The sequence below is a fragment of the Mycobacterium sp. E2733 genome (assembly GCF_001667585.1).
GTDB lineage: Bacteria > Actinomycetota > Actinomycetes > Mycobacteriales > Mycobacteriaceae > Mycobacterium.
In genome coordinates this window covers 52176-72656 of record NZ_LZJZ01000068.1, presented here as the reverse complement: position 1 = coordinate 72656, position 20481 = coordinate 52176, and the positions used below count along the sequence as shown (strand labels likewise).

The window sequence follows — 20481 nt, the reverse complement described above, 5'->3', positions numbered from 1 at the left end:
GGCCTTACGGGTCCGGTCGGGTCGTTGGTGTAGTTATCCGGTATAGGTCGACCTCCTCGGGCAGGCCTTTGAGCTTTTGCGGGCCGAGGCCCTCAAAGTTAAGGCCCGATCCGGCGGAGAGATCGCGGACCGTCCGGCTGGCCAGTACTGCATCCGCATCTGCCAGCGCGCCAATGCGGGCGCCCGTGTGCACGGCTACGCCGCTCCATTCTTCCCCGCGTCGCTCGCATTCACCGGTATGGACGCCGGCGCGAATTCGGATACCACGCGCGGCGAGGGCCGGGACCAATTCCAATGCGCAGCGGGCGGCCTTGGTTGGACCGTCGAACAGCGCGAAGATGCCGTCTCCGGTGTGCTTTGCGCGTCGGCCGCCATACTTTTCCACCAACCAGTCGACGGCCTTGTCATGCGCATCGAGCTGGCGACGCCATCCAGCATCGCCGCGAGCGCTGAGCAGTTCGGTGGAACTGACGATGTCGGTGAACAGGACTGTTTTGACTACTCGCTCGTCGACGGCGCCACTCGAGGTACCGCAGACAAAGTCGAGGATGGCCGAACCGACCACGTCATCGACGAGCGCGTGCGGACCCTCGGGCAGTTCGTTGAAACGGGAACCGGGAATGGCGGCCGCCAACGCCGTCGCACCCTCGAACGCAGCCATTCGATCACCCGGCCTCGCCAACACAAGAGTCGGGGCGCGGATGGAACCGAGGATGCCGCGGACATCGATTTCCAGGAGCGCCTGCCACAGCCATGCGGCCATCATCGGGCTCGCGCTCGCCCGTTGATAACGACCGTAAAGATCGCGAAACCCCGGTATGTCGGCAAGCTCGCCGAAGAACAGTTCGGCGAGCGCGCCTTCGCCCCAATGTATTTCGATGGCTTCCAGATGTTGAGCCTTCTCTTCGGCGGTGAATCCCCAGGGGTAATCCGGCAACTCTTGCGAAAACCGTGCCGATACGCCGTACAAAACCAGCGAGTGGACCCGTTCCGGATACGTCGCCGCGAACAAGAGGCTCATCGGGCCGCCCTCGGACATGCCGAACAAGGCCGGTCGATCGGCCTTCGCGGCGTCGAGAACCGCGTGAAGGTCATCCATGCGCTCGTCAAGCGGAGGGACACGGGTTGCCGGATCGGAGAGGCCGGTCCCGCGTTTGTCCCACACGATGATCCGAGCGACCTCGGCCAGCTGTTCGACGACCGCCGTGATCGGACTCGCAGGCTCGTCGACGAGGTCGACGTTGCTGAACCAGCCGGGGTTCCAGACGAGGGTCGTGTCACCCTCGCCGAACTCGCGGTACGCGAGCCGGACAGAGCCATTGCGCGCGTAGCGAACCCGCCGGTCGCTCATATCGACAGTGTGACATCGCGGAGGCCTACAGGTCTGCGGATCTCGCTGCCGGCCCGCGGGCTGATGCACTGAGTGCCGTCCGCGCAGGTAGCGGTGGAGCCGATGACGGGAATCGAACCCGCGTATTCAGCTTGGGAAGCTGCTCCTGCGCATCCAAGCCCGTTCGCTAGTCTCCAAGGGCCTTCAGAAGCCAACCGGTTGCTGCATCTCAGCGCTGGTTTCCGGTCAACTTCCGATGACTTCCGGAGGATTGCGACTTAGCTGTGTAGACCCCTCGAGGCGGTCAGGCCACGGTCAAGCACAGCAAACCTACATTTCGACCCAGAGTCGCTTGAACATCTTCCTTCGCTGTGTGAGCAGGCATGTGAGCGCACATCCCATCGCCAAGATGTGTCTCGCCGCGCGGCCGGGCAGCTTGCCGCGGCGGCGGAGGAGGGCCTGCCGCCCATCGCGCGGCCGGTATCAACCGCTTGTCGACCAGCGCCTGGCGCCAGAGGCACGCGCCCTCGTCGACGGTTCAGGATCCGCTGATTAGGAGACCGTGGTCCATACAAACCCTGATGCTGTGCATCGTTGCGAAACCGATGCCGGTTACTGGAACCTATCTGCGGCTATACAAGGTCTCGGGCGACCTGCGATTGACTCCCGATATGGTTTGGCTTGTGCAGGATGCTGGCCGTGTTCCAACGTTTTTTGCCTCTGCTGGCAGAGCGCAACCGGCAGCCTTGAGCAGGTAGGGGGATCCGTGTTATCAGCCGATGCCGTGAAACCCGAAATCGACCAAGCCATCCGCCTGGTCCTGGGAATCGCACGGTTGGGTGAGCAGGGTCTCCGGGGTTGGTGGCGGTCGCATGGTCTTGACAAGGGCGGCCAGTATGTCCTGGGCGGCCTGTTCCCTCGAACCAAGAAGGCCGCCGCCTTAGAGCTTGACATTTTATCCGCAGCTCACCGCCACGATGACGTGCTGGAAAGGGCCACCGCGCTTCACTTGTTTTCGAGCGCGTTCCCGTTTCGCCGTTGGGCAGAGGCATGGCTGGCGGAGCAGAAGACGCTTACCCCTGATCCCCTACTCGATGAGCTCGCCCGATGGGATGTGGAGACAGCACTCCAATCACTGCGAGCTTGGTCCGGGGAGATGCCTGGAGGCGAACTGGTCGGCGAAGGTCGTCTCCTCGGACAGGTCACGAGTGCAGAGTTGGACGAACACGACGCTTTGTTGCCCTATGCGCGGCTCCTAGCCGCGGCCTACCTCGACCAAGACGCCCGTCTGCGCCCGCCTTACTTCGACCTAAAGCAGTGATGTTTACCGTCAACATTCAGAAAGGCGGCGCGATGCTCGACGAGACGCGGCAGTTGGTTGAAGTGTGGGATTCCACAGTGGACAGCGCTTCCAACGTTCGTCGCGTTGCAGACGCGAACCTTTTAGGAAAAAAGTCACGCAAACGCTCGGATGACATACTGCTGCGAATTCTTGTCCCGCGATTTGTCGCACCCGGGCCCGAGTTGGTTCCGGCAATACGAACTCTACGTAATGACCCTAGGGCATTTCGGGAGGCCTGCTTTTACGAGACTGCGCGCGACGAACCACTGTTGGCAGCCTTCGCAGAAGGTCCCATCTGGAGCTGGTACTGCGCTGGCAGGCTCGGGGTAACCATCGATGAGGTCAAGCTCTGGCTAGAAGACCAGACCACAGCTGGAAGACTTCCAAAATGGACCGACACCGTGCGCACCAAGGTGGCCCGCGGGCTTCTAGCCGCCCTGCGGGACTTTGGCATCCTGAAAGGCGCGACTCGCAAGGAATTTGACGCCCCCGGTATGTCAGCCAAGGGATTCGCATATGTCGCTTTCCGTGAAACCCAGCAAGGAAGCTCGGCCCGCGCTCTGCTGGAAAGCCCGATCTGGCGCCGCTGGCTTCTCGATGACCATTGGGTGGCCGACTTGCTCGCCCAGGCGCATCGTCTCGGGGTTCTCCGTTATGCCCACGCAGGCAGTGCCGTACGCATCGACTGGAATGCTAAAACGCTCCAGGAGGTGGTCGATGCCGCTGCCTGAAGCATTGCTTGGTATCGGTGATCGCATCGTCGAGCACTTCGACCAGGGCGGGAGTCCTCCATTTCAGTTGTATGTCTACGACCCGTCCGCCGAGTGGGAGGTGCGGCGCGAATTCGCCGAGCTCAGGCTGTGGCTTGGTGCGGCTAACCGCCAAGTCAACGTGGCAGCGATATCGCTGGCTCGGCTGTTCTGGGCCGCGCTTGAAGAAGCCGGTTGGCTGGAGTCACTTATCGAAGCCGAACGTGCGGCTGACGGCGACCCCGTAGCGCTCTCGGAAGTTTACGACGCAGTGGGGGAGGTGCTGCGCGATGAGCCAACGCTCCCCGATCGTGTTCGAGCAGAACTGTTGGACGTCGATGACCGCACAGCGGTGTTCCTTTATCGTGCCGGCGCTTTATATCCCGCGTACCGAACCTCATCGCTGCTGGACGATCTACGCAGCGATCTACGGCTGCCAGTCACGTTGCTATACCCGGGCCGTGTGGTGGGTGATTTTGGCTTGAGTTTCATGCGGCGCTGTGAGCCCGCTTACGGCTACCGCGCCCGAATTGTTTCCAGAGGAGGCGACGAGTGACGATATCGCAACTTTTCCGTCGTGACATCCAGCGCGACATCCCGGAGGTTATCCACGTCGATGCAGAGAGCGGCATAGCTGATGAGATCGACGAGTATGTCGTTACCGACCATATCCGTGAGCAGCTCGAAGAGGTCATCACGGAATACCAAGAGACGATCCTTAACCCTTCCGAAAATACGAACGTTTGGGTCAGCGGTTTTTTCGGTTCCGGCAAATCGTCATTCGCGAAGATGCTCGGCTACCTGGCAGAGAACCCAGTCATCAAGGGCAAGGCAGCACTCAAACGCTTCACCGAGCGTGTTGAAGCCCCAAAGGCCGAGGCGCTTCTCAATGTTGCGCACTCCCAGGCTCCGGCGATCAGCGTATTCCTAGACATGTCAACCAGCCGCAACGTGGCGCGGGAAGGCGAAAGCATTGTCCTGCCGCTCTATCGAGCTCTATTGCAACGTCTCGGCTACTCAACCAACTTGCTGCTGGCGCAACTAGAGTTCGACCTTGAGGGTGATGGCGAACTGGCCGAGTTCGAAGCGCAATTCCAACAGGTATCTAAGGGCAACCGCACTTGGCGAGAACGTCGCGACGTGGGATTCGCCAAGAGCGAAGCCAGTCATGCCATGCACCTACTACGACCCGAAAAATATCCCGCCGTCGATTCGTGGGCTAAACAAGCGGATTCACCGGAAGTTAGCGCCAACTGGTTCGCGGGACGAGCCTTGCAGCTTCTCGAGCGTCGCGGGGAAGGCCGCAGTCGGCTCGTTTTCGTCGTCGACGAAGTAGGTCAATACGTCGCGAGAAGCATCACCCGCATGCTCGATCTGCAAGGAGTCGCCGAGGCAATGCAAAAGCGCCGTGGCCCACTATGGCTGGTGGTCACGTCCCAAGAGAAACTTGAGGACGTCGTCGACAGCCTAGAAGGTAAACGCGTCGAACTCGCCCGAGTTCAGGATCGCTTCCCGATCCGAGTCGACCTGCAGCCCAGCGACATTAAAGAAGTCACTAGTCGGCGCGTTCTGGAAAAGACGACTGCAGGCCGCGACGAGCTGCGTGAGCGGCTAGAGCCGAATCGCAACATGTTCTTGGCGAACACCAGACTCAGCTCAGCTACCCGCGCGGACGAACCCAGCGATGATGACATTATCCAGCTATATCCCCTGGTCCCCTACCAGGTACAGCTACTGATCGACGCCGTGTCGGCCCGACGGGCCCATGGCGGAGCCTCACCCATCCTTGGCGGCTCTAATCGGACAATCATCAAACTCGCACAACAACTTGTAATTGACCCTCGAGCAGGACTCGCCGAGCGCCCCGTCGGTGATCTGGTCACACTTGACCGCGCCTACGATCTTCTCGACAGCGTCGTACCGACTTCGTGGCAGAGCGAGGTAGAACAAGTCAGCGCCAAATATGGCAACGACAGCTACGAGGCACAGGCGATCAAGACGATCGCACTCTGCAGCGACGTGGGAGCCCTACCGCTCACCCCAGAAAATATCTCCGTGTTACTTCACCCTGCGGTCGACGCGGAGTCGATCCTCTCCGAGGTCCGCACTGCACTCGAACACCTAGTTGCCGATGACCGGATCCGGCGTGGGAACGAAGGATTTCAGCTCCAGTCAGCCGAACAAAAGGATTGGGAGAAGGCACGCCGTCAGATCGACGTCCGCCCAGCCGACGCGATTAGGATTCGTCGACTCGCGATCAGAGAGGCCCTCGCGGGATTGAGCGTAACGCGCGGCCGAACGTTCAAAGTCGAAGTCACAGTTCAAGGTGAGAAACTGACCGACGGCGACATCGCACTCCATATAGATGAAGCCGATAACCAGCGCCGCGCGGACCTCCGGAACTTCTCACGTGAAGCGGCAGCAAAGGCCAGAGTTACTTGGGTTTTCGACCAATCCGATGATACCTACGAAGCGTTATTGGAATTGCACCGCAGCCGCTCGATGATCGAGCGCAAGGACACGGCTTCAAAGACCGCCGCTGAGGTCGAGCTGATTGGCGAGGAGCGAACCCGGCAAGCCCATTGGGAGAGACTCCTCTCCGAACGGCTCGCCCGGGACCTGGCGGCCGGCCAGCTCATCTTCCGCGGGCGCATCGAAGACGCGCCAACCGGCGCGCTCCGGCCCGCAGCGCAGCAGGCTGTCACCCGCTATGTCGACGAAATCTATGAACGCATAAAGGAATTTGCGGCAACCATCACTTCAAAAGACGTGCTCGCAGTCCTTCACGCCGACAACCTTGACGGGATTGCTGCGGCTCTGCGGGAGGACGGAATCGGGCTGACACGCACCACAACCGAGGGCGAGCAGGTGGTGAGCGACCGCGGCCCATTGTTTGCCATTATTAACGAAATCAAAGACCGCGCTGCCTACGGCGACGAACCAACCGGAAAGTACCTCGAGGGATTCTTCTCGGCGCCGCCATACGGTGCGCCTGGTGAGGTGATACAGGCGGTGTTGGCCGCTGGCATCCGCTCGGGACTCATCGACGTTATCCATCAGGGAGCCCGGATCCGCGGCAGCGCAGACCAGCGACTCGATCGCGTTTTCAGCGCGCTGCCTCAATTCCGCGCCGCTTCGTTCGTGCCGCCCGCCGACGACGAAGTCGATCTAAACGTGCGCGCCGAGCTAGCCGAGCGTCTGGGCGAAATGCTCGGAACTCGGCCTTCCGTCGCAACTGATCAGTTGGCTGCCCTGGTACGAACAACGTTTGCGAGTGATATCCAGATCGCGAGCCGCGTGAGTGCCAGCCTGCGTGGACTAGGAATGGAGATACCCGAGACGATCGTGCGGGTGGCTGGGATCCTCGATCGTATCGAAAGTGGTCTGGACCCTGAGGTTGTCACGACTACGGCTCAATCCTGGCAGAACCTCGCGACGGGTCGTAAGACGCTTGCGGGCCTTGATACCCTCCTGAGCCAGGACCTCGCTACGTTACGTGAAGCGCAACGTCAGGCCGACCTCGGGGACGACGGCCTCGACGCCGATCTCACCGCGGAGCGTGAACGACTCGTGGATCTGCTCGGCGGTGACGATCTCGCTACTAATATTGCCCAAATTCGCTCAACCACCCAACGTCTCAAGGATGCGCGGAAGGCGGCCGCTGACGCTGCCGCTGCGGCGCTCCGGGCTAGGGTCGCTGAACAACGCAACCAATTGCGGACGCGATACGCGGAGGTTAGCGACGCTGTGCTGGAAGAAGCCCTGCGGCCCCTTGAAGAACTCGCTCCCGAAAACCAAGTGACGGATGCGGAGTCCGGGCAACTCGCCACAAGGCTGGAGGTTGTCGACACCCGGGCTCGCGCGGCAGCGCGGCAACTCGACGACATTGTGGCGCAAGGTCAAATCACGCACCTAACGGTCAACGAACTGGTCACCAGGCCGATCACAACTGAGGACGAACTTGACGTCGCAGTGACCCGTATCCGGGATGCGGTCGCCTCGGAATTGGCTAACGGCAAACAGGTGCGGCTGACATGACTCTCGCGCTCGATCACCAGGCCCGTGCGGCCCTGGATCAGTTTGTTCAGCGCGCCCGCCGGCTCCTTGAAGATGATCTTGCGCGAGAAGCTGAGGGAAGTTTTGGGATTCATTTCCGTGACGGCCAGGTGGAGGAGGAAGAAGGCCTGCATCTCGATCCGACGAAGCTCGCCGCCCGTCGCGATCTCGTTGATGTCCTGACTTTTCTGCGCCGCGAGGAGAGCTCCGTGGTCGAGGCCGCAGCTCGGCTAATCCGCGAGGCGGCATTCACCCACCTCAACCGTATGATCGCCATCCGCGTCGCTGAATCGATCGGCCTTCTCCCCGAATCGCTAGCTAGGGGTCCCGCATCTGAAGGCTATAAACAGCTGATCGAAGTCGCGCCGCTCGTTGCACATGATGCATTCGCCGGCTACTGGGCCTATTTACAGCTGTGTGGCGATGAGCTTGCCGTGGACCTGCCACAGTTGTTCGACCCGCGCAACCCTCTCTTGGAGTTGGCCCCAACAGCGGCCGCTGTCGATGATCTCGTGTCCATGATCTGCCAATCCGAACTAGACGAGGTGTGGGGTGCGCCTGACACCTTGGGCTGGACCTACCAGTTCTTCAACAGCGCAGATGAGCGACGGGTGATGCGCGAACAGTCAGCATCGCCGCGCACCTCCCGCGAACTGGCGGTTCGAAACCAGTTCTTTACGCCCCGTTATGTCGTCGATTTTCTCGTGCAGAACGGACTTGGCCGAAGGCTTCTCGAGGCCAACCCCGACTCCGCGCTGCGTTACCAGCTCCCGCTACTCATTGATCCCCCGAGCGAGTCCGGGCCGCCGCTCCTATTAGACGATGTTCGCGTGCTTGACCCGGCCTGCGGGTCCGGACATTTCTTGCTTGGTGCATATGACATTCTGGAAGCTGCATGGGAGCTTCAGGGCGTAACGCCACGAGATGCAGCACCGCGAATCATCAAGGCGCTGTGGGGAATCGACATCGACTCACGTTGCGCCCAAGTAGCCGCGGCAGCGCTAATCTTTCGCGCTCGCCGTCACTGCAAGGACAAGGTACTTCCGCGGCCGAATGTCATCACCGCTCGCCCGCTGCCTGACCCGGCCGAAGGATGGGATGCAGTCCTGGCCCCGCTCTCGGCCGACCGTCGTCAGCTTGTCGTCGCGATCCGGGACGCTCTTCAGCCGGCTTCCGTCCTGGGGTCTCTGCTCAAGGCGGATGAACTAATCGCCAGCGAGATTCGGTCTCGGATACCAGCGGCATCCGATGACCCGACAACGCTCTTCGGGGCAACAGGGGCAGGCCGCGACATCTTTGAGCAGACCGAAACTGAGGTATTGGACCTGCTTCAGCGCATCGCCGATAACGCCGCCTCCGCGCCGGCAGATCGGTTGTTCGCCGCGGAATCCCAGGACGCCATCCGATTCGTCGAGGCGATGCGCCACCGGTACGACGCCGTGTTGATGAATCCGCCCTTCGGCGAGCCCGTGGCTGAATCCAAGCCATATCTCCGAGCCGCCTACCCCTGGATTCCCACGCGGGACTACAACCTCTTGGCTGCCTTTGTGGGGCGCGGTCTTGAACTGTGTAACCAATCCGGCCGGACCGGAGCCATCACGTCTCGAGCCGGCATGTTTCAGATCACCTTCGAGTCTTGGCGCGAAGAGGTGCTGCTCACGCATCGTCTTCTGGTTCTAGCCGATCTCGGGTACGGGGTGATGGAACAAGCGATGGTTGAGGCGGCCGCCTATGTGATCGGAGCGGAGTCCACAAAGCCTGAGGACATAGCGACTTTCATCCGACTCTTGCGGGACAGAGACCGGGAGAATGCCCTCAAGTCGGTTATGGCCGCGGTCACCGCGGGGCAGGATGATCCGCGGGTGTACCGAGTCGGGCTGCGCGATTTTGCGGCCATACCATCGAAGCCATTTCCCTACTGGATGACTGACTCAATCCGCCGATTGTTCAAAAAGCTTCCCGCACTGGAGGGTGCCGGAGCGGAGGCAAGGCAGGGATTAGCCTCAGGTGACGACTTCCGATTCGTGCGAGCGATCTGGGAGATACAACCGAGCCGGATCGCGACATCGCGGGAAGAGACTCAGGTGAGGCGTTGGGCGCCCCTTGCGAAAGGTGGAGAGTACAGCCCGTATTGGGCCGATATCAATCTTGTCATTGACTGGGAGAGTGACGGGAAGCGCATCCGGGAATACCCCGGCTCGAGACCTCAGAACCTGCAGTATTTCTTCCGACCAGGCTTGACCTGGCCCGATCGTGCGACGACTCTCGCACCGCGAATCCTGCCAAGGGGATGCGTGTTCTCCCATGTGGGCATGGGACTGTTCCCGTTCGGCGATCCGCTGGTGTGCCTCGCTTGGCTCAACTCTAGGCTAGCCCGAGCCCTCGCTGACCTAATGGTCAGCGGCCGCGAGGAGTCACGCGGTGTCGGTAGTCCGCACTATTATGTCGGTGTCGTACAACGGATTCCGTGGCCGAGCGATCTCGATGAACCGACGGCCAGGAAGCTCGGCGAGCTGTGTCTTCAGCTTGTACGACTGCGTCGGGCCCAAGACCGATCGGACGAAACAACCCGCTCCTTCGTTGCCCCGAGCGCCATCGACGCCGTCAACTCTTCGTTTGAGAACGCCCTCCACGAGCCGTTAGCCAAAACGTCGTCCGACATTGTCCAGGCTGTCGAGGCAGCACACGATATTGATTCAATCATTGCATCGAGCCTACGCATCACTGACGACAGCGCCGAATTCCTCGACGAGGAATCACCGGTCAGTGCAGCGATTTACCCGCGCACTGACCTAGACCCCGACGGACGGGCTGACGTGACCCGGCTGGTGAGCCTTCCGATGTCCGAACTAGTCAAAGAAGCGGTGAGCCGCTGTGGCGGCTCGCGGTCGGTTGTGGCGAAATCTTTTGCCGCCGATCGACGCATTGAACTGATAGCGCGCATCCTTCAGCGTCACCCATCGGTGATCCTCTCTGCGCTAGGGGAAGCCAAATACCTTCCGCCGGAAGAACCTTCCAAATCGGCGCGACAGCTAATTTCTTACCTTGTTGGATGTGCGTTCGGACGCTGGGATCTCCGTGCCGCGAAGAGCAACACAGCGTTGGGCGACCCATTCGACTGCGTTAAGCCGTGCGCTCCGGGCATGCTCGTCGGGCATGATGGCTTCCCGGCGCGGGAGGCTCCGGCTGGCTACCCACTGCAGCTTCCACCGAGCCGAATCTTGGTGGACGAGCCAGGACACAAGTGGGACCTGCTCTCCCGGATCGAGGCCGTTCTCGAAGAAGTTTGCAATGACGCTGGGTCGTTGGCGGCTGAACTGTCGAGAATTCTGGGTAGGTCCTCGCTTCGCGACTATCTACGCCGCGACTTCTTCAAGAATCACCTGGCCCAGTACACAACGTCTCGGCGCAAAGCGCCTGTCTACTGGCCGCTTACCGTCCCATCCGCCAGGTGGGGGGTATGGATTTACGCCCCGACGTTCTCCAGAGAATCGCTGTATGCGGTTGCGTCGGAAGTGCTGCGCCGCGAGGGCCATGCCGCAACCGAGATCGCTCGTCTCGAACGCGAACGCGCTGGCGGCGGAGGCATCCGCGGCGCCAGCGCCCTAGATAGGGCCCTCGACGCTGAACGCACCCTGGCCGAAGAACTTCGCCGCTTCCGCGAGGAGGCGGACCGAATCGCGGCGTTGGGTTGGGAGCCCGACCTGGATGACGGAATCGTGCTGTGCGCGGCTCCACTGGCCGACCTATTCCCCGGCTGGAGAGACCTGGCTCAATTCCGCAAGGATGTCCGCTCGGGCAAATACGAGTGGTCGACGATCGCGCGGTGGGCGAAGCAAATATGAGCAATCCATTGCGGGATCAGCTGTCGGCCGAGCTCGCCAAGGCTGTGCGCCAAGCGGGTCTTGTCGTTTGGCAAGATGAACATCGGGAGTACGCCTCGTCGGCGCGTTCGATGTGTCCGGAGAGCGTCCAGGTGGTGGCGTACGACGGCAGTTGGTATGGCCTTCGCTGGGAAGTAGAAGATCTGCTTGCCGGCGACAGGGCACCGGAACTGGTGGTCTATGTGCCATCAGCTGCGCCACCGGAAGATCCGCTCGCCGAAATCCGTTCTGCCGGTAAAGAATTTAAGCGCCGGCTCGGGACTTTGATCCGTCAGGCCCTCGACGGGCATTTGGCAGCAGCGCGCGTTGAGCAGATCGCGCGGGAGGCGAGAACTCTTGAAGAAGCGGAGGCTGCTGCGGAGGGGACCGCCCCAGCCGAAGTAAGGCTGGTAGCGATCTTGGGCAGTGGTGACAGCGTTCAAATGGCGCTCGCTGTCTTGGAGGGTCACCATGATCCCGTTATTGATACCGAAGGCGCTTGGCCCGATGTTTGTCGCATGCTCTCGCATGCTTTCGGCGGAGCGATCAGCGGTGAGCGCGATGAACTGAGAATTTCCTTTGCTCAGCAAGTCTTTCTCACGGATATCGTCACAGCCGCCGGATCGGTCACAGATCAGTTAGCCGATGCATGGACACCACCCACGGCCGAACAGCGCCGGCGCACCGAGCAATTGCTGCGAGTGTGGCGCTATGCACCGCAGTGGAGCAAGATCTACCGTGTCTTGGCCATACAAACCGACAGGCGACTCGACCTAGCCTCTACGCTAGTCTGGGCAGACGGTCTCCAAACCTGTTTCACTGCACCAAGTGTCGAGGCGTTGTGTATGAGCGAGGCCGTGCGCAGGCTCGACGACGATGATTTGGCGGGCGCACTTGTGCTGGCCCGCGAGCGGCTTATCGACGCCAATCCGTGGCGAGACGAGCGCGACGCCCAATCAGGCAATCGGTGGAGTGACCGGTGGAGGGTGGTGAACGTCGTCGGCGAGCTCAGGCGAGCGGTCGAGTCTGATCCAGTCCCGAGTACTGGGATCGCAGAGCTCTTGCACTGGTATACGGACAAGGGCTACCGAGTTGATAATGCGCATCGCAGACTGGAACTCGCGCGCGGCACATTGGCATCGCACGGCGAGCTTGAGCGGCACCTGACAGCGGCTCGATCCGGCTATGAGCAGTGGGTGGACCAGCTGCTGCGAGCCACCGTGACTGCGCTGGCAAAGGATGGCCTCAGCGGCGTCGGTCAGATGCCGCAGGGCGAAATCCATGACCGCTACGTCAGAGACAACGAAGGCCTTACTGCCTATGTATGGGTCGATGCTCTTCGATACGAATTGGGTGCCGAACTTGCTGATGCGATCCGGCGCGACATTACTGAGCACGTGTCGCTTACCGCGGCAATTGCGGCGGCACCGACAATCACCCGGGTGGGTATGGCCGACCTGCTGCCGTCCGCCGCCGAGAAGCTAACGGAGACAATCGATAACGGGAAGCTTTCGATCGCTGTCGCCGGCCGTGTCGTAGCCAACGTCGAACATCGCGTCGAGCTCTTGCGAGCGGCTCACGGGACCATAGCCAATCTTGATCTTTCGACAGTTAGCCAACAGGGCGAGAAAGAGCTAGGCAAGGCAATTAAGGGTGCCGACCTAGTGCTCGTCCGCAGCCAAGAGATCGATGCAGCGGGCGAGTCGGGACTGCTGAACACGGCGTGGCCTCAGTTCGAAGCCACCAAACAGGATCTCGCCAATGCAGTCGCTAAGCTCGGCCAGGTCGGCGTTCGCCGTGTCGTCATCACAGCCGACCACGGCTTTCTTGCGATGAGCCAATCGGTCGGCGATCCGAGGACCATCGACGCACCCATCGGCGGCGACGGCGAACTGCACCGACGGGCCTGGATAGGGAAAGGCGGCACCACGGCAGAGGGAACCGCCCGAATTTCCCTACCATCACTTGGCATCCATAGCGATCTCGACATCATCGTGCCGCGAGGGTTGGCAGTGTTCAAGGCTGGAGGTGGAAAGCAGTTCTTCCATGGCGGACTGTCACCACAGGAGCTGGTCGTGCCGGTCCTAGTGGTCGAACTCGAAGCGACCCACGAGCCGCAAAAGCTCGACATCAAACTCACCATTGCCGGCGGCCGGATCACCACAGGGGTATTCGCCGCAACCTTCGAGTTCCTGGGTGACCTATTCACTGACACCGTCACGTTCCGCGTGGTGGTGCGAGGCGAGACGGTGTCCGAGCCGATCGCCCGGATCGTTTCCGGAGACGGATATGATTCCGAATCCGGCTCGGTCACCATCGCTCAAGGAAAACCGAGCGTGCTCACATTCCAGGTGATCTCAAATCTGGCAAAGGATGCCCACATTGGTGTGCAGGTTCTCGACGCGCGCACCGGCCGACGGCTCGCCGAATCCGTCGCAACCGTCGCCGCGCCCATTGTTGTCGACGAGGAGCTATGACCGTGACCATGGATGAGCTCGACCGCCGATCGAATTCGAATTTCGCGGGTCGCGTCGTGCGTAAAGACCTCGTGCGACAGGTCAAGGGTGGTACCAACGTTCCAAACTACGTCCTCGAGTTCTTGCTCGGGAAATTTGCCGCCTCAGACGATCCGGCGGCTATTTCGACTGGGCTCGAAGTGGTCCGAAAAACTCTAACCGAGAACTTCATCCGTCCAGACGAGGCTGAAAAGGCCAAAGCAGAGCTCAAGCGGCGCAGCCAGCTTCGCCTGATCGACAAGGTGGATGTTCGCCTAGTAGCAAGCGAGGACAAGTACTGGGCCCATCTTTCGAACTTCGGCGAAAAATTCATTCACATCCCGGAAGATCTTGTCTACAAGTATGATCGGATGCTGGGCGGGGGTGTTTGGTCGCAACTCGACCTCGTCTATAACGCACAAGACGATGAAACGACCAAACGTCCCTTCTTCATCAAGGGGCTGAAACCTATTCAGGTGGCGGCCTTCTCGATGGGTGACTTTATCGAAGCACGGCGCGCGTTCAGTCGAGACGACTGGCTCGACCTGCTGATGCGGACGATAGGACTGGAGCCCACTCACTATGACTTTCGCGGAAAGCTGCTCGCTATCACGCGGCTGATACCGATGGCCGAACGCAATTACAACCTAATCGAATTGGGGCCCTGGGGAACCGGAAAGTCATTCGTGTACCGGGAAGCGTCACCCAACGCGATCTTGATATCTGGGGGCAAAGTCACTGTTCCCCAGCTGTTCGTGCACATGGGGACGGGGCGGATAGGACTACTTGGCCTATGGGACGTGATCGCTTTCGACGAGGTCGCTGGTCTTGAAATGTCTGATTCCACAGTGGTGAACATGCTCAAGGACTACATGGAGTCGGGCTCCTTCGCCCGCGGCAAGGAAGAGATACCAGCCGAGGCTTCCTTGGTGTTTATCGGAAATACGAGCAAGCCACACCAAGAACTTATTCGAACTGCGCACCTGTTCGCTGACTTGCCGAAGGCGATGATCGATCCGGCCTTCATTGACCGCCTCCACTTTTACCTTCCGGGTTGGGAGGCTCCCAAACTCGAACAGCGGCTGTTCACCGATCACTACGGTTTCGTGTCGGACTACTTCGCGGAAGCGCTGCGTCAGTTGCGCAAACAGACATTCGTTGGGGCGATCGACAATGACTTCAGCTTCGGGGACCATCTGAGTGCGCGCGACGAAAAGTCGGTGCGGAAGACGATTTCCGGCTTCCTCAAACTCCTGCATCCGCACGAGGAGTGGACACGTGGTGAGCTTCGCGAGTACCTGGAGTTTGCACTCGAAGGCAGACGGCGAGTGAAAGAGCAGCTTAAGAAGCTGGCAGCCCATGACTACGCCAAGACCGCCTTCAGTTATGTCGAGCGTGACACTGGCCATGAGTATTGGGTCGACGTACCCGAACAACCGGAAAGCACGGAAGAGGCCTTGGAGGCGGTACCGCAAGCAGAAGCTGTTGCCCACATCGAATCCGTCCAAGGTGATACCGTCCAATCCCTGATCGAGCGAGGCGAGGGACGCAACGTTGAATTCAAGCAGACCGGACGAATGAACCGTTATACCGGGCAAAAAGATCCAGTTCTCGAGCAGATGGTCGTAAAGTCGGTTGCCGGTTTTCTCAACGCGGCTGGGGGAACCCTTCTGATCGGGGTTAAGGACGACGGCGAAGTCACAGGGATCGAGGCTGATTTTCCCACACTCGGGCGCAAGGCAACGTTAGACGGCTACGCGCTCTGGCTGAACGGTCTACTGGACAATCGCATGGGCCCAGCCGCAGTTGCGAACGCGCGTATAGGGTTTGAAGGCCTGCCCGGCGGCACCGTCTGCCGTATCGATGTGAGGCCGTCGCCAGCCCCGGTTTTCGTGACGGGCGGCAAGGGCGAGGCAGAGTTGTTCGTTCGGCTCAACAACGCAACCCGCGGCCTGAATGTGGCGGAAGCACTCGACTACGTCCGGACGCACTGGGGCTAATTACGTTGTTGCGCACTCCGCCGCTGTCGCCGAGTCGCGAGTGGGCTCACGATCGATGTGTCGGTAGCTACGCCGTGTAGTCGGCGTCGAGTTTGTCCTCGGCCACTTGGGACTCAGCTGCAAGATTTCCAGTCCCATGCGCGGCGGACCATGGCTCTGGGCTAAAGTTCGAGACCGCTTCGTAGGTGGCCCTTAACAGTTGCTGCACAGCGGGTTTCGCCAGATCAGGGCTGCGCAGCCGTATTGAGATCGGATTCGCGCCAGCATTGTAGGTCGGATTCCAGGCGATGGTGAGGCCTTCACCATCAAGGAGTTCGCGGAAATGCTCGAATGCTACCGACTCGTCGTTACGTGAACCGTCAGGATCAGGAAGGTAGATATACGCTCCATCCTTGCGTGGCCAGAGGGGTGCCCACACCCGACGGCCCACCCGCAAACCGACATACGACTTTGGTGAGTAGTCAACCTTCACGTCACCGATATTCGAGCGGACCCAATCGACGAACTGTTCCTTAAACGACCACGCGTTGTCGGTCATAACTTCTCGCCAATCGTCTTCTGTGCGCGTTGAGCCCGCGGTGACTGCCAAGGGTGTGCCGCTGACATCAAGTTTCGGATTGGCGATCACCAAGTCAGGCACAAGCAGTGCTTCGTTCGCCCCGCGCCAGCACCGCATCTCCACCACGAGCAATGGCACATACTGCGCCAGCTCCTCCAGCGCGGCACGGTAGCGACCGGCAGTCGTCTCGGCGACAAGAACAGCAACGTGCGTCTTGTCAGGGAAGCGACGTTTGTTCCTCGCCCAGTAATCGAACACCCGGAACCCGTGGTCGGAATCGACCTCGCCCAGCTGGACCTCGATGGAGTAGTACGTTTCGTCTGCAGCGGCGAGTAGATCGAGGCTGCCTCCTCCCGACTGCGTCTGCTCCTGGTGCACCAACGTAAGCGGCCCAAGGCCCAGCCGGGTAAGGTCGTGCGCCAGCCAGTCTTGAAGCCAAAACTCAGTACGGCCAAACGCGCTCAGCTGCACTTGCTGCCCAGGCCCGATCGACACTCCGGTGTCATATGACACGACTTCCTCCTGCGTTGAACGACCAGTATCCCACGCGCCGATAGCCCGTCAGGCATACGTCTAACATGCTTTGCGCCGGTAGAGATCGATTCGTCCTGGGTACTCTTCCGCTGATGCAGGCCGAGACGAGGACCTTGACCCAGCTGTTCCAGCTGGACGTACGGTATGTCATTCCGCTGTATCAACGGCCTTACGTCTGGACTGAGGAACGGCAGTGGGCGCCACTATGGGACGACATCGCCACAGTGGCTAACCACGTCATGTTCGAGGGCGCGACCGCGAAGTCGCCCGTCCATTTTCTGGGCGCGATCGTCATCCAGCAGGAAGAGAATCCCCCGGGTTCTCCGCAGCGGTTCCTTGTAATCGACGGACAGCAGCGCCTGACAACCCTGCAGCTGCTACTGGCGGCGGCTGCTCGTGCCGCCGAGTTAAGTGGCTGTCCAGACGAAGGAAAGTTGCTGCGGCGGCTAACCGCGAACGATCCTCTTTTGGCTAAGGGTGATGAACGCTTCAAAGTTTGGCCCACCAACGCGAACCGGGCGGCATTCATCACCGTCATGGAGCCTGACGGAGCGTCGGATGCGGCGCTGGACGACCCGAATAACGAAATTCAAGAAGCGTACGCATTTTTCTGCCAGCAGATTCAATCGTGGGCGACCGACGACGACGGTGATGGAGCCAAATCGTCCCCGGACAAGCAATTCGCGGCGCTTCGCGTTAGCCTCAGCGACCTTTTGAAGCTGGTCTCAATCAGGCTGGAGGACGGTGACAGCCCGCAGGTCATCTTTGAGACGCTCAACGGTCGTGGCACACCACTTATCGCGTTGGATCTGCTGAAAAACGCAGTATTTCTAGAGGCGGCGCGCGAACAAGTTGACACCGACCACCTCTATCACGCTCATTGGGCACCTGAGCTCGACCGGGATTACTGGCGCGAAGATCGCCGCGCTGGGAGGCTTTTCACAAAGAACGGCGACATGTTCCTGCAGTACTGGCTCGTAGCCGAGCTGGCTGAACCGGTGCCTTCAACTGAACTCTTCGACATTTTCCGCAAGCGGATTCTCCAGCCTGCGACGTGTCCGCCGATGGCCGAACTCATACCCACACTCGCCCGCGACGCGGCCACACTACGACAGTTCCAATCGGCCGAGGCGGGCAGTCCAGACCGGCGGTTCGTCGAGCTGCTCGAACTACTCGACACCACGACGTTGATGCCAATTGCGCTGCTGCTATTGCGTTCTGATCAGATATCTGCCGAACGACGCGCGCACGCCTTCGCGATACTTGAGAGCTTCCTCGTACGGAGGATGCTCTGCGGCTGGACGACCAAGAACTACAACCGGCTGGCGGCCGCTTTGGTCGGCGAGATCAAAAAGGACATCGCCCACGCTGACACCGTCCTCCAGAGCCGGCTAGCCGCGGAGACCGCCCCAGCGAACCGATGGCCGCGCGATGACGACCTTCACGCGGCCCTGCGCAACAAGGACATGTATGGACAGCGGCGCCAAGACCGATTGGTGATGGTGCTCTGGCGAATCGAAGAACATCTGCGCATCGCCGACAATAAGGTCGAGCAAGGTCTCGCGGCCCCGAGCAAGCTCACGCTTGAGCACCTCATTCCGCAGGCGTGGGAATCGCACTGGCCGCTCGACGGAAACCAGAGTGACCCAGCCGCGTGGCGAAGTGCGCATCTTCACAGGCTCGGCAACCTAACCCTGACCACTGGTCCTCTCAACTCGAGTCTCTCCAACCTGCCATGGCATGCACCCGAGGAGCCGAAAGACAAGCGTCGCAGCCTTGTCCAGCACAGCCTGCTCAAACTCAACACAACCGTTGTTCACGACTATCCGGAGCACTTCGACGAACATTCTGTCGACGAACGTGGCGCCTGGCTAACCAGCCGAATCACGCAGATATGGCCAGGCCCTCCGGTCCATCGCGAAAGCGACGTGGAAAATGCCTCCCACGGTGCCGATGCGGCCGCTGCGAGCCAAATCGCGGCGTCGCATCGCGCCGAGCCGCAATCCGCGACCATCCGTGAGACCAATCACCAACACAGCTACCCACGACAAGTAGCCCCCGCGGCTCGTGTTGTGGATGACCTAAGTTCCGCGGCTCCTGGCAGCGATGCCCAGACAATCGGTGACGTGGACAAAGCAGATCTCGCCGACTTCCAAGAGGAACGGTTCGGCCAGCCGCTGTCGTTCACTACGCTCAGCCGCGCCGGCGACGATGAACAGCGCGAACGTCGCCTTACGACACTGCTGCGGAAGGCCACCGGCATTGGTGCAGTGCGCCCCATGGCGCGTCCCGAGATCGGCGCCTGGGTGATGCTGGATGCGGCGATCGGGACAAAGTCGACACAGCGACTCTGTCTGCAGCAACACGGCGACAATCTCATTCTGCGCACTTGGCTCGCAGAGCTGAAACCCCAAGCCGAGGCTCTGTACCGGACCGGCCGGGCTGAGAAGCTCCTCAAGTTCCTGTCAGAACGTCGGACGGTGTGGTTTGCCCGGCCGAATCTGCACCTTGCGTTTCGCAGCGCCGCCGCCCTACGACTCTATCCGCATTGTCGCCTGGAGGCCGGCGAATACGTACAACGTTGGTCCGGTGAGGATTTCGGGCGGATCGGCGCACACCCACGCGAAGAGCTCCGATCGAGCCTGTGGCCTTGGCTTCGAAACCGCCAATACGCCGAACCCGAGGATGACGAGCAACTCGATGCATTTATGAACCGTCTCGGCCGCCGCGATGTCCATCTGCGTCCTAGCCTCGAAGTGACGCGAATCTGGCCGTGGGAATATGCGGTCGATCTCGATGAGCGCGGTGAGTTGACCCGTGATTTGCGAATCGCGGTCGCTGAGCTGTTGTCAGCGCTGAGCGAGCCGCTCCCTCCAGCCTGTGTGGTGACGTCCGAAGACAGCTGACAGGATGCGCAGTTACGGAAGCTTTACGCCGACGACAGGCGATACACCACTAGTACGCCGAAAACGGCGACGCGATTCTGCGGCCTGCTGAAACTCCGACGTAGTACTCGCCACGACGCAGCTGCGCCGACGACGAGACGCTCGCCGAATGGATGGAATTGCACCCCAACGCCAATATTGGCATCTGGCTCGGCTTCACGCTCACGGTCGGTAGCCAGCTCTGGGAAGTCATCGGCATTGACGTGGACCATTACGTTTCAGGCCGTGGGCTGACTGCCAAAGTGAAGCGCGGTGGCGAGCTGCTCGCCGAGCTGGAACGTCAACTGGGGCCGCTGACCGAAACGGTGATTTCCAGTTCACGTCACGACGGCATTTCTGGTATCAGGCTCTTTCGCGTTTCGGCCGGTCTGCATTGGCGCGACCCGCGGAGGGACGGAGCCAAGGGCGACATCGAGATCATCTGGCGCGGCCACTGCTATGCAGTGGTATGGCCGTCGATCCATCCCGAGGGGCGGCAGTATCACCTTTACCCGCCGGGGTGTCGGCCCGACGGAGTGAGCTTCACCGATCAGATTCCAGACGCGGCAACGCTTCCCGTACTACCCGATGTGTGGGTCGATCACCTCACTCAAAACCGGATCCTGAGA

At 60.6% G+C, this 20481-nt stretch carries 10 protein-coding genes and 1 pseudogene; 9 read left to right on the top strand and 2 right to left on the bottom strand.

Annotated elements, in window-relative coordinates:
* Nucleotides 1-4: 4 nt before the first annotated feature.
* Nucleotides 5-1351: an adenylate/guanylate cyclase domain-containing protein gene (locus A5678_RS12530; RefSeq protein WP_068042729.1), complete on the bottom strand. Its 1347-nt coding sequence runs from the start codon at nucleotides 1349-1351 to the stop codon at nucleotides 5-7.
* A gap of 763 nt (nucleotides 1352-2114) precedes the next feature.
* Here A5678_RS12530 and A5678_RS27105 point away from each other — a divergent pair.
* Genes A5678_RS27105 through brxL form a run of 7 tightly spaced genes read left to right on the top strand, consistent with a single transcriptional unit; the run spans nucleotide 2115 to nucleotide 15835 of the window.
* Complete coding sequence (locus A5678_RS27105; protein WP_068042727.1) at nucleotides 2115-2651, top strand: BrxE family protein; 537 nt, start codon at nucleotides 2115-2117, stop codon at nucleotides 2649-2651.
* Nucleotides 2651-3403: a BrxA family protein gene (locus A5678_RS12520; RefSeq protein WP_068042725.1), complete on the top strand. Its 753-nt coding sequence runs from the start codon at nucleotides 2651-2653 to the stop codon at nucleotides 3401-3403. Before A5678_RS27105 ends, A5678_RS12520 begins: the two co-directional genes overlap by 1 nt.
* Nucleotides 3390-3977 (top strand): BREX protein BrxB domain-containing protein, encoded by a 588-nt coding sequence (locus tag A5678_RS12515; protein ID WP_068042723.1) that lies wholly within the window; start codon nucleotides 3390-3392, stop codon nucleotides 3975-3977. Before A5678_RS12520 ends, A5678_RS12515 begins: the two co-directional genes overlap by 14 nt.
* Nucleotides 3974-7459: a BREX system P-loop protein BrxC gene (gene brxC, locus A5678_RS12510; protein WP_068042721.1), complete on the top strand. Its 3486-nt coding sequence runs from the start codon at nucleotides 3974-3976 to the stop codon at nucleotides 7457-7459. Before A5678_RS12515 ends, brxC begins: the two co-directional genes overlap by 4 nt.
* Entirely contained in the window at nucleotides 7456-11322 is a 3867-nt protein-coding gene (gene pglX / locus A5678_RS12505; protein WP_068042719.1) for a BREX-1 system adenine-specific DNA-methyltransferase PglX, read from the top strand. The genes brxC and pglX overlap by 4 nt, the downstream gene beginning before the upstream one ends.
* The gene (locus A5678_RS12495; RefSeq protein WP_156746889.1) at nucleotides 11286-13817 is read left to right on the top strand and encodes a PglZ domain-containing protein; all 2532 of its coding nucleotides are present in this window, start codon (nucleotides 11286-11288) and stop codon (nucleotides 13815-13817) included. Before pglX ends, A5678_RS12495 begins: the two co-directional genes overlap by 37 nt.
* A gap of 8 nt (nucleotides 13818-13825) precedes the next feature.
* Nucleotides 13826-15835, top strand: a complete 2010-nt coding sequence (gene brxL / locus A5678_RS12490; protein ID WP_231983654.1) for a protease Lon-related BREX system protein BrxL — start codon at nucleotides 13826-13828, stop codon at nucleotides 15833-15835.
* A gap of 67 nt (nucleotides 15836-15902) precedes the next feature.
* Here brxL and A5678_RS12485 read toward each other — a convergent pair whose 3' ends face one another.
* On the bottom strand, nucleotides 15903-16907 hold the full coding sequence (locus tag A5678_RS12485) for a hypothetical protein (protein ID WP_156746888.1): 1005 nt from the start codon (nucleotides 16905-16907) through the stop codon (nucleotides 15903-15905).
* 113 nt (nucleotides 16908-17020) lie between these two features.
* Here A5678_RS12485 and A5678_RS12480 point away from each other — a divergent pair, with 113 nt between their 5' ends.
* Both A5678_RS12480 and A5678_RS28180 read left to right on the top strand, forming a co-directional pair.
* Nucleotides 17021-19834: a DUF262 domain-containing protein gene (locus A5678_RS12480; RefSeq protein ID WP_068042709.1), complete on the top strand. Its 2814-nt coding sequence runs from the start codon at nucleotides 17021-17023 to the stop codon at nucleotides 19832-19834.
* Nucleotides 19835-19971: 137 nt separating this feature from the next.
* A pseudogene (locus tag A5678_RS28180) lies at nucleotides 19972-20358 on the top strand (bifunctional DNA primase/polymerase); the annotation flags it as partial.
* Nucleotides 20359-20481 lie beyond the last annotated feature (123 nt).

Coding starts and splice junctions, on each gene's coding strand:
- A5678_RS12530 (WP_068042729.1), bottom strand. CDS start 1,351: ATGAGCGACCGGCGGGTTCGCTACGCGCGCAATGGCTCTGTCCGGCTC.
- A5678_RS12520 (WP_068042725.1), top strand. CDS start 2,651: ATGTTTACCGTCAACATTCAGAAAGGCGGCGCGATGCTCGACGAGACG.
- A5678_RS12515 (WP_068042723.1), top strand. CDS start 3,390: ATGCCGCTGCCTGAAGCATTGCTTGGTATCGGTGATCGCATCGTCGAG.
- pglX (WP_068042719.1), top strand. CDS start 7,456: ATGACTCTCGCGCTCGATCACCAGGCCCGTGCGGCCCTGGATCAGTTT.
- brxL (WP_231983654.1), top strand. CDS start 13,826: ATGGATGAGCTCGACCGCCGATCGAATTCGAATTTCGCGGGTCGCGTC.
- A5678_RS12480 (WP_068042709.1), top strand. CDS start 17,021: ATGCAGGCCGAGACGAGGACCTTGACCCAGCTGTTCCAGCTGGACGTA.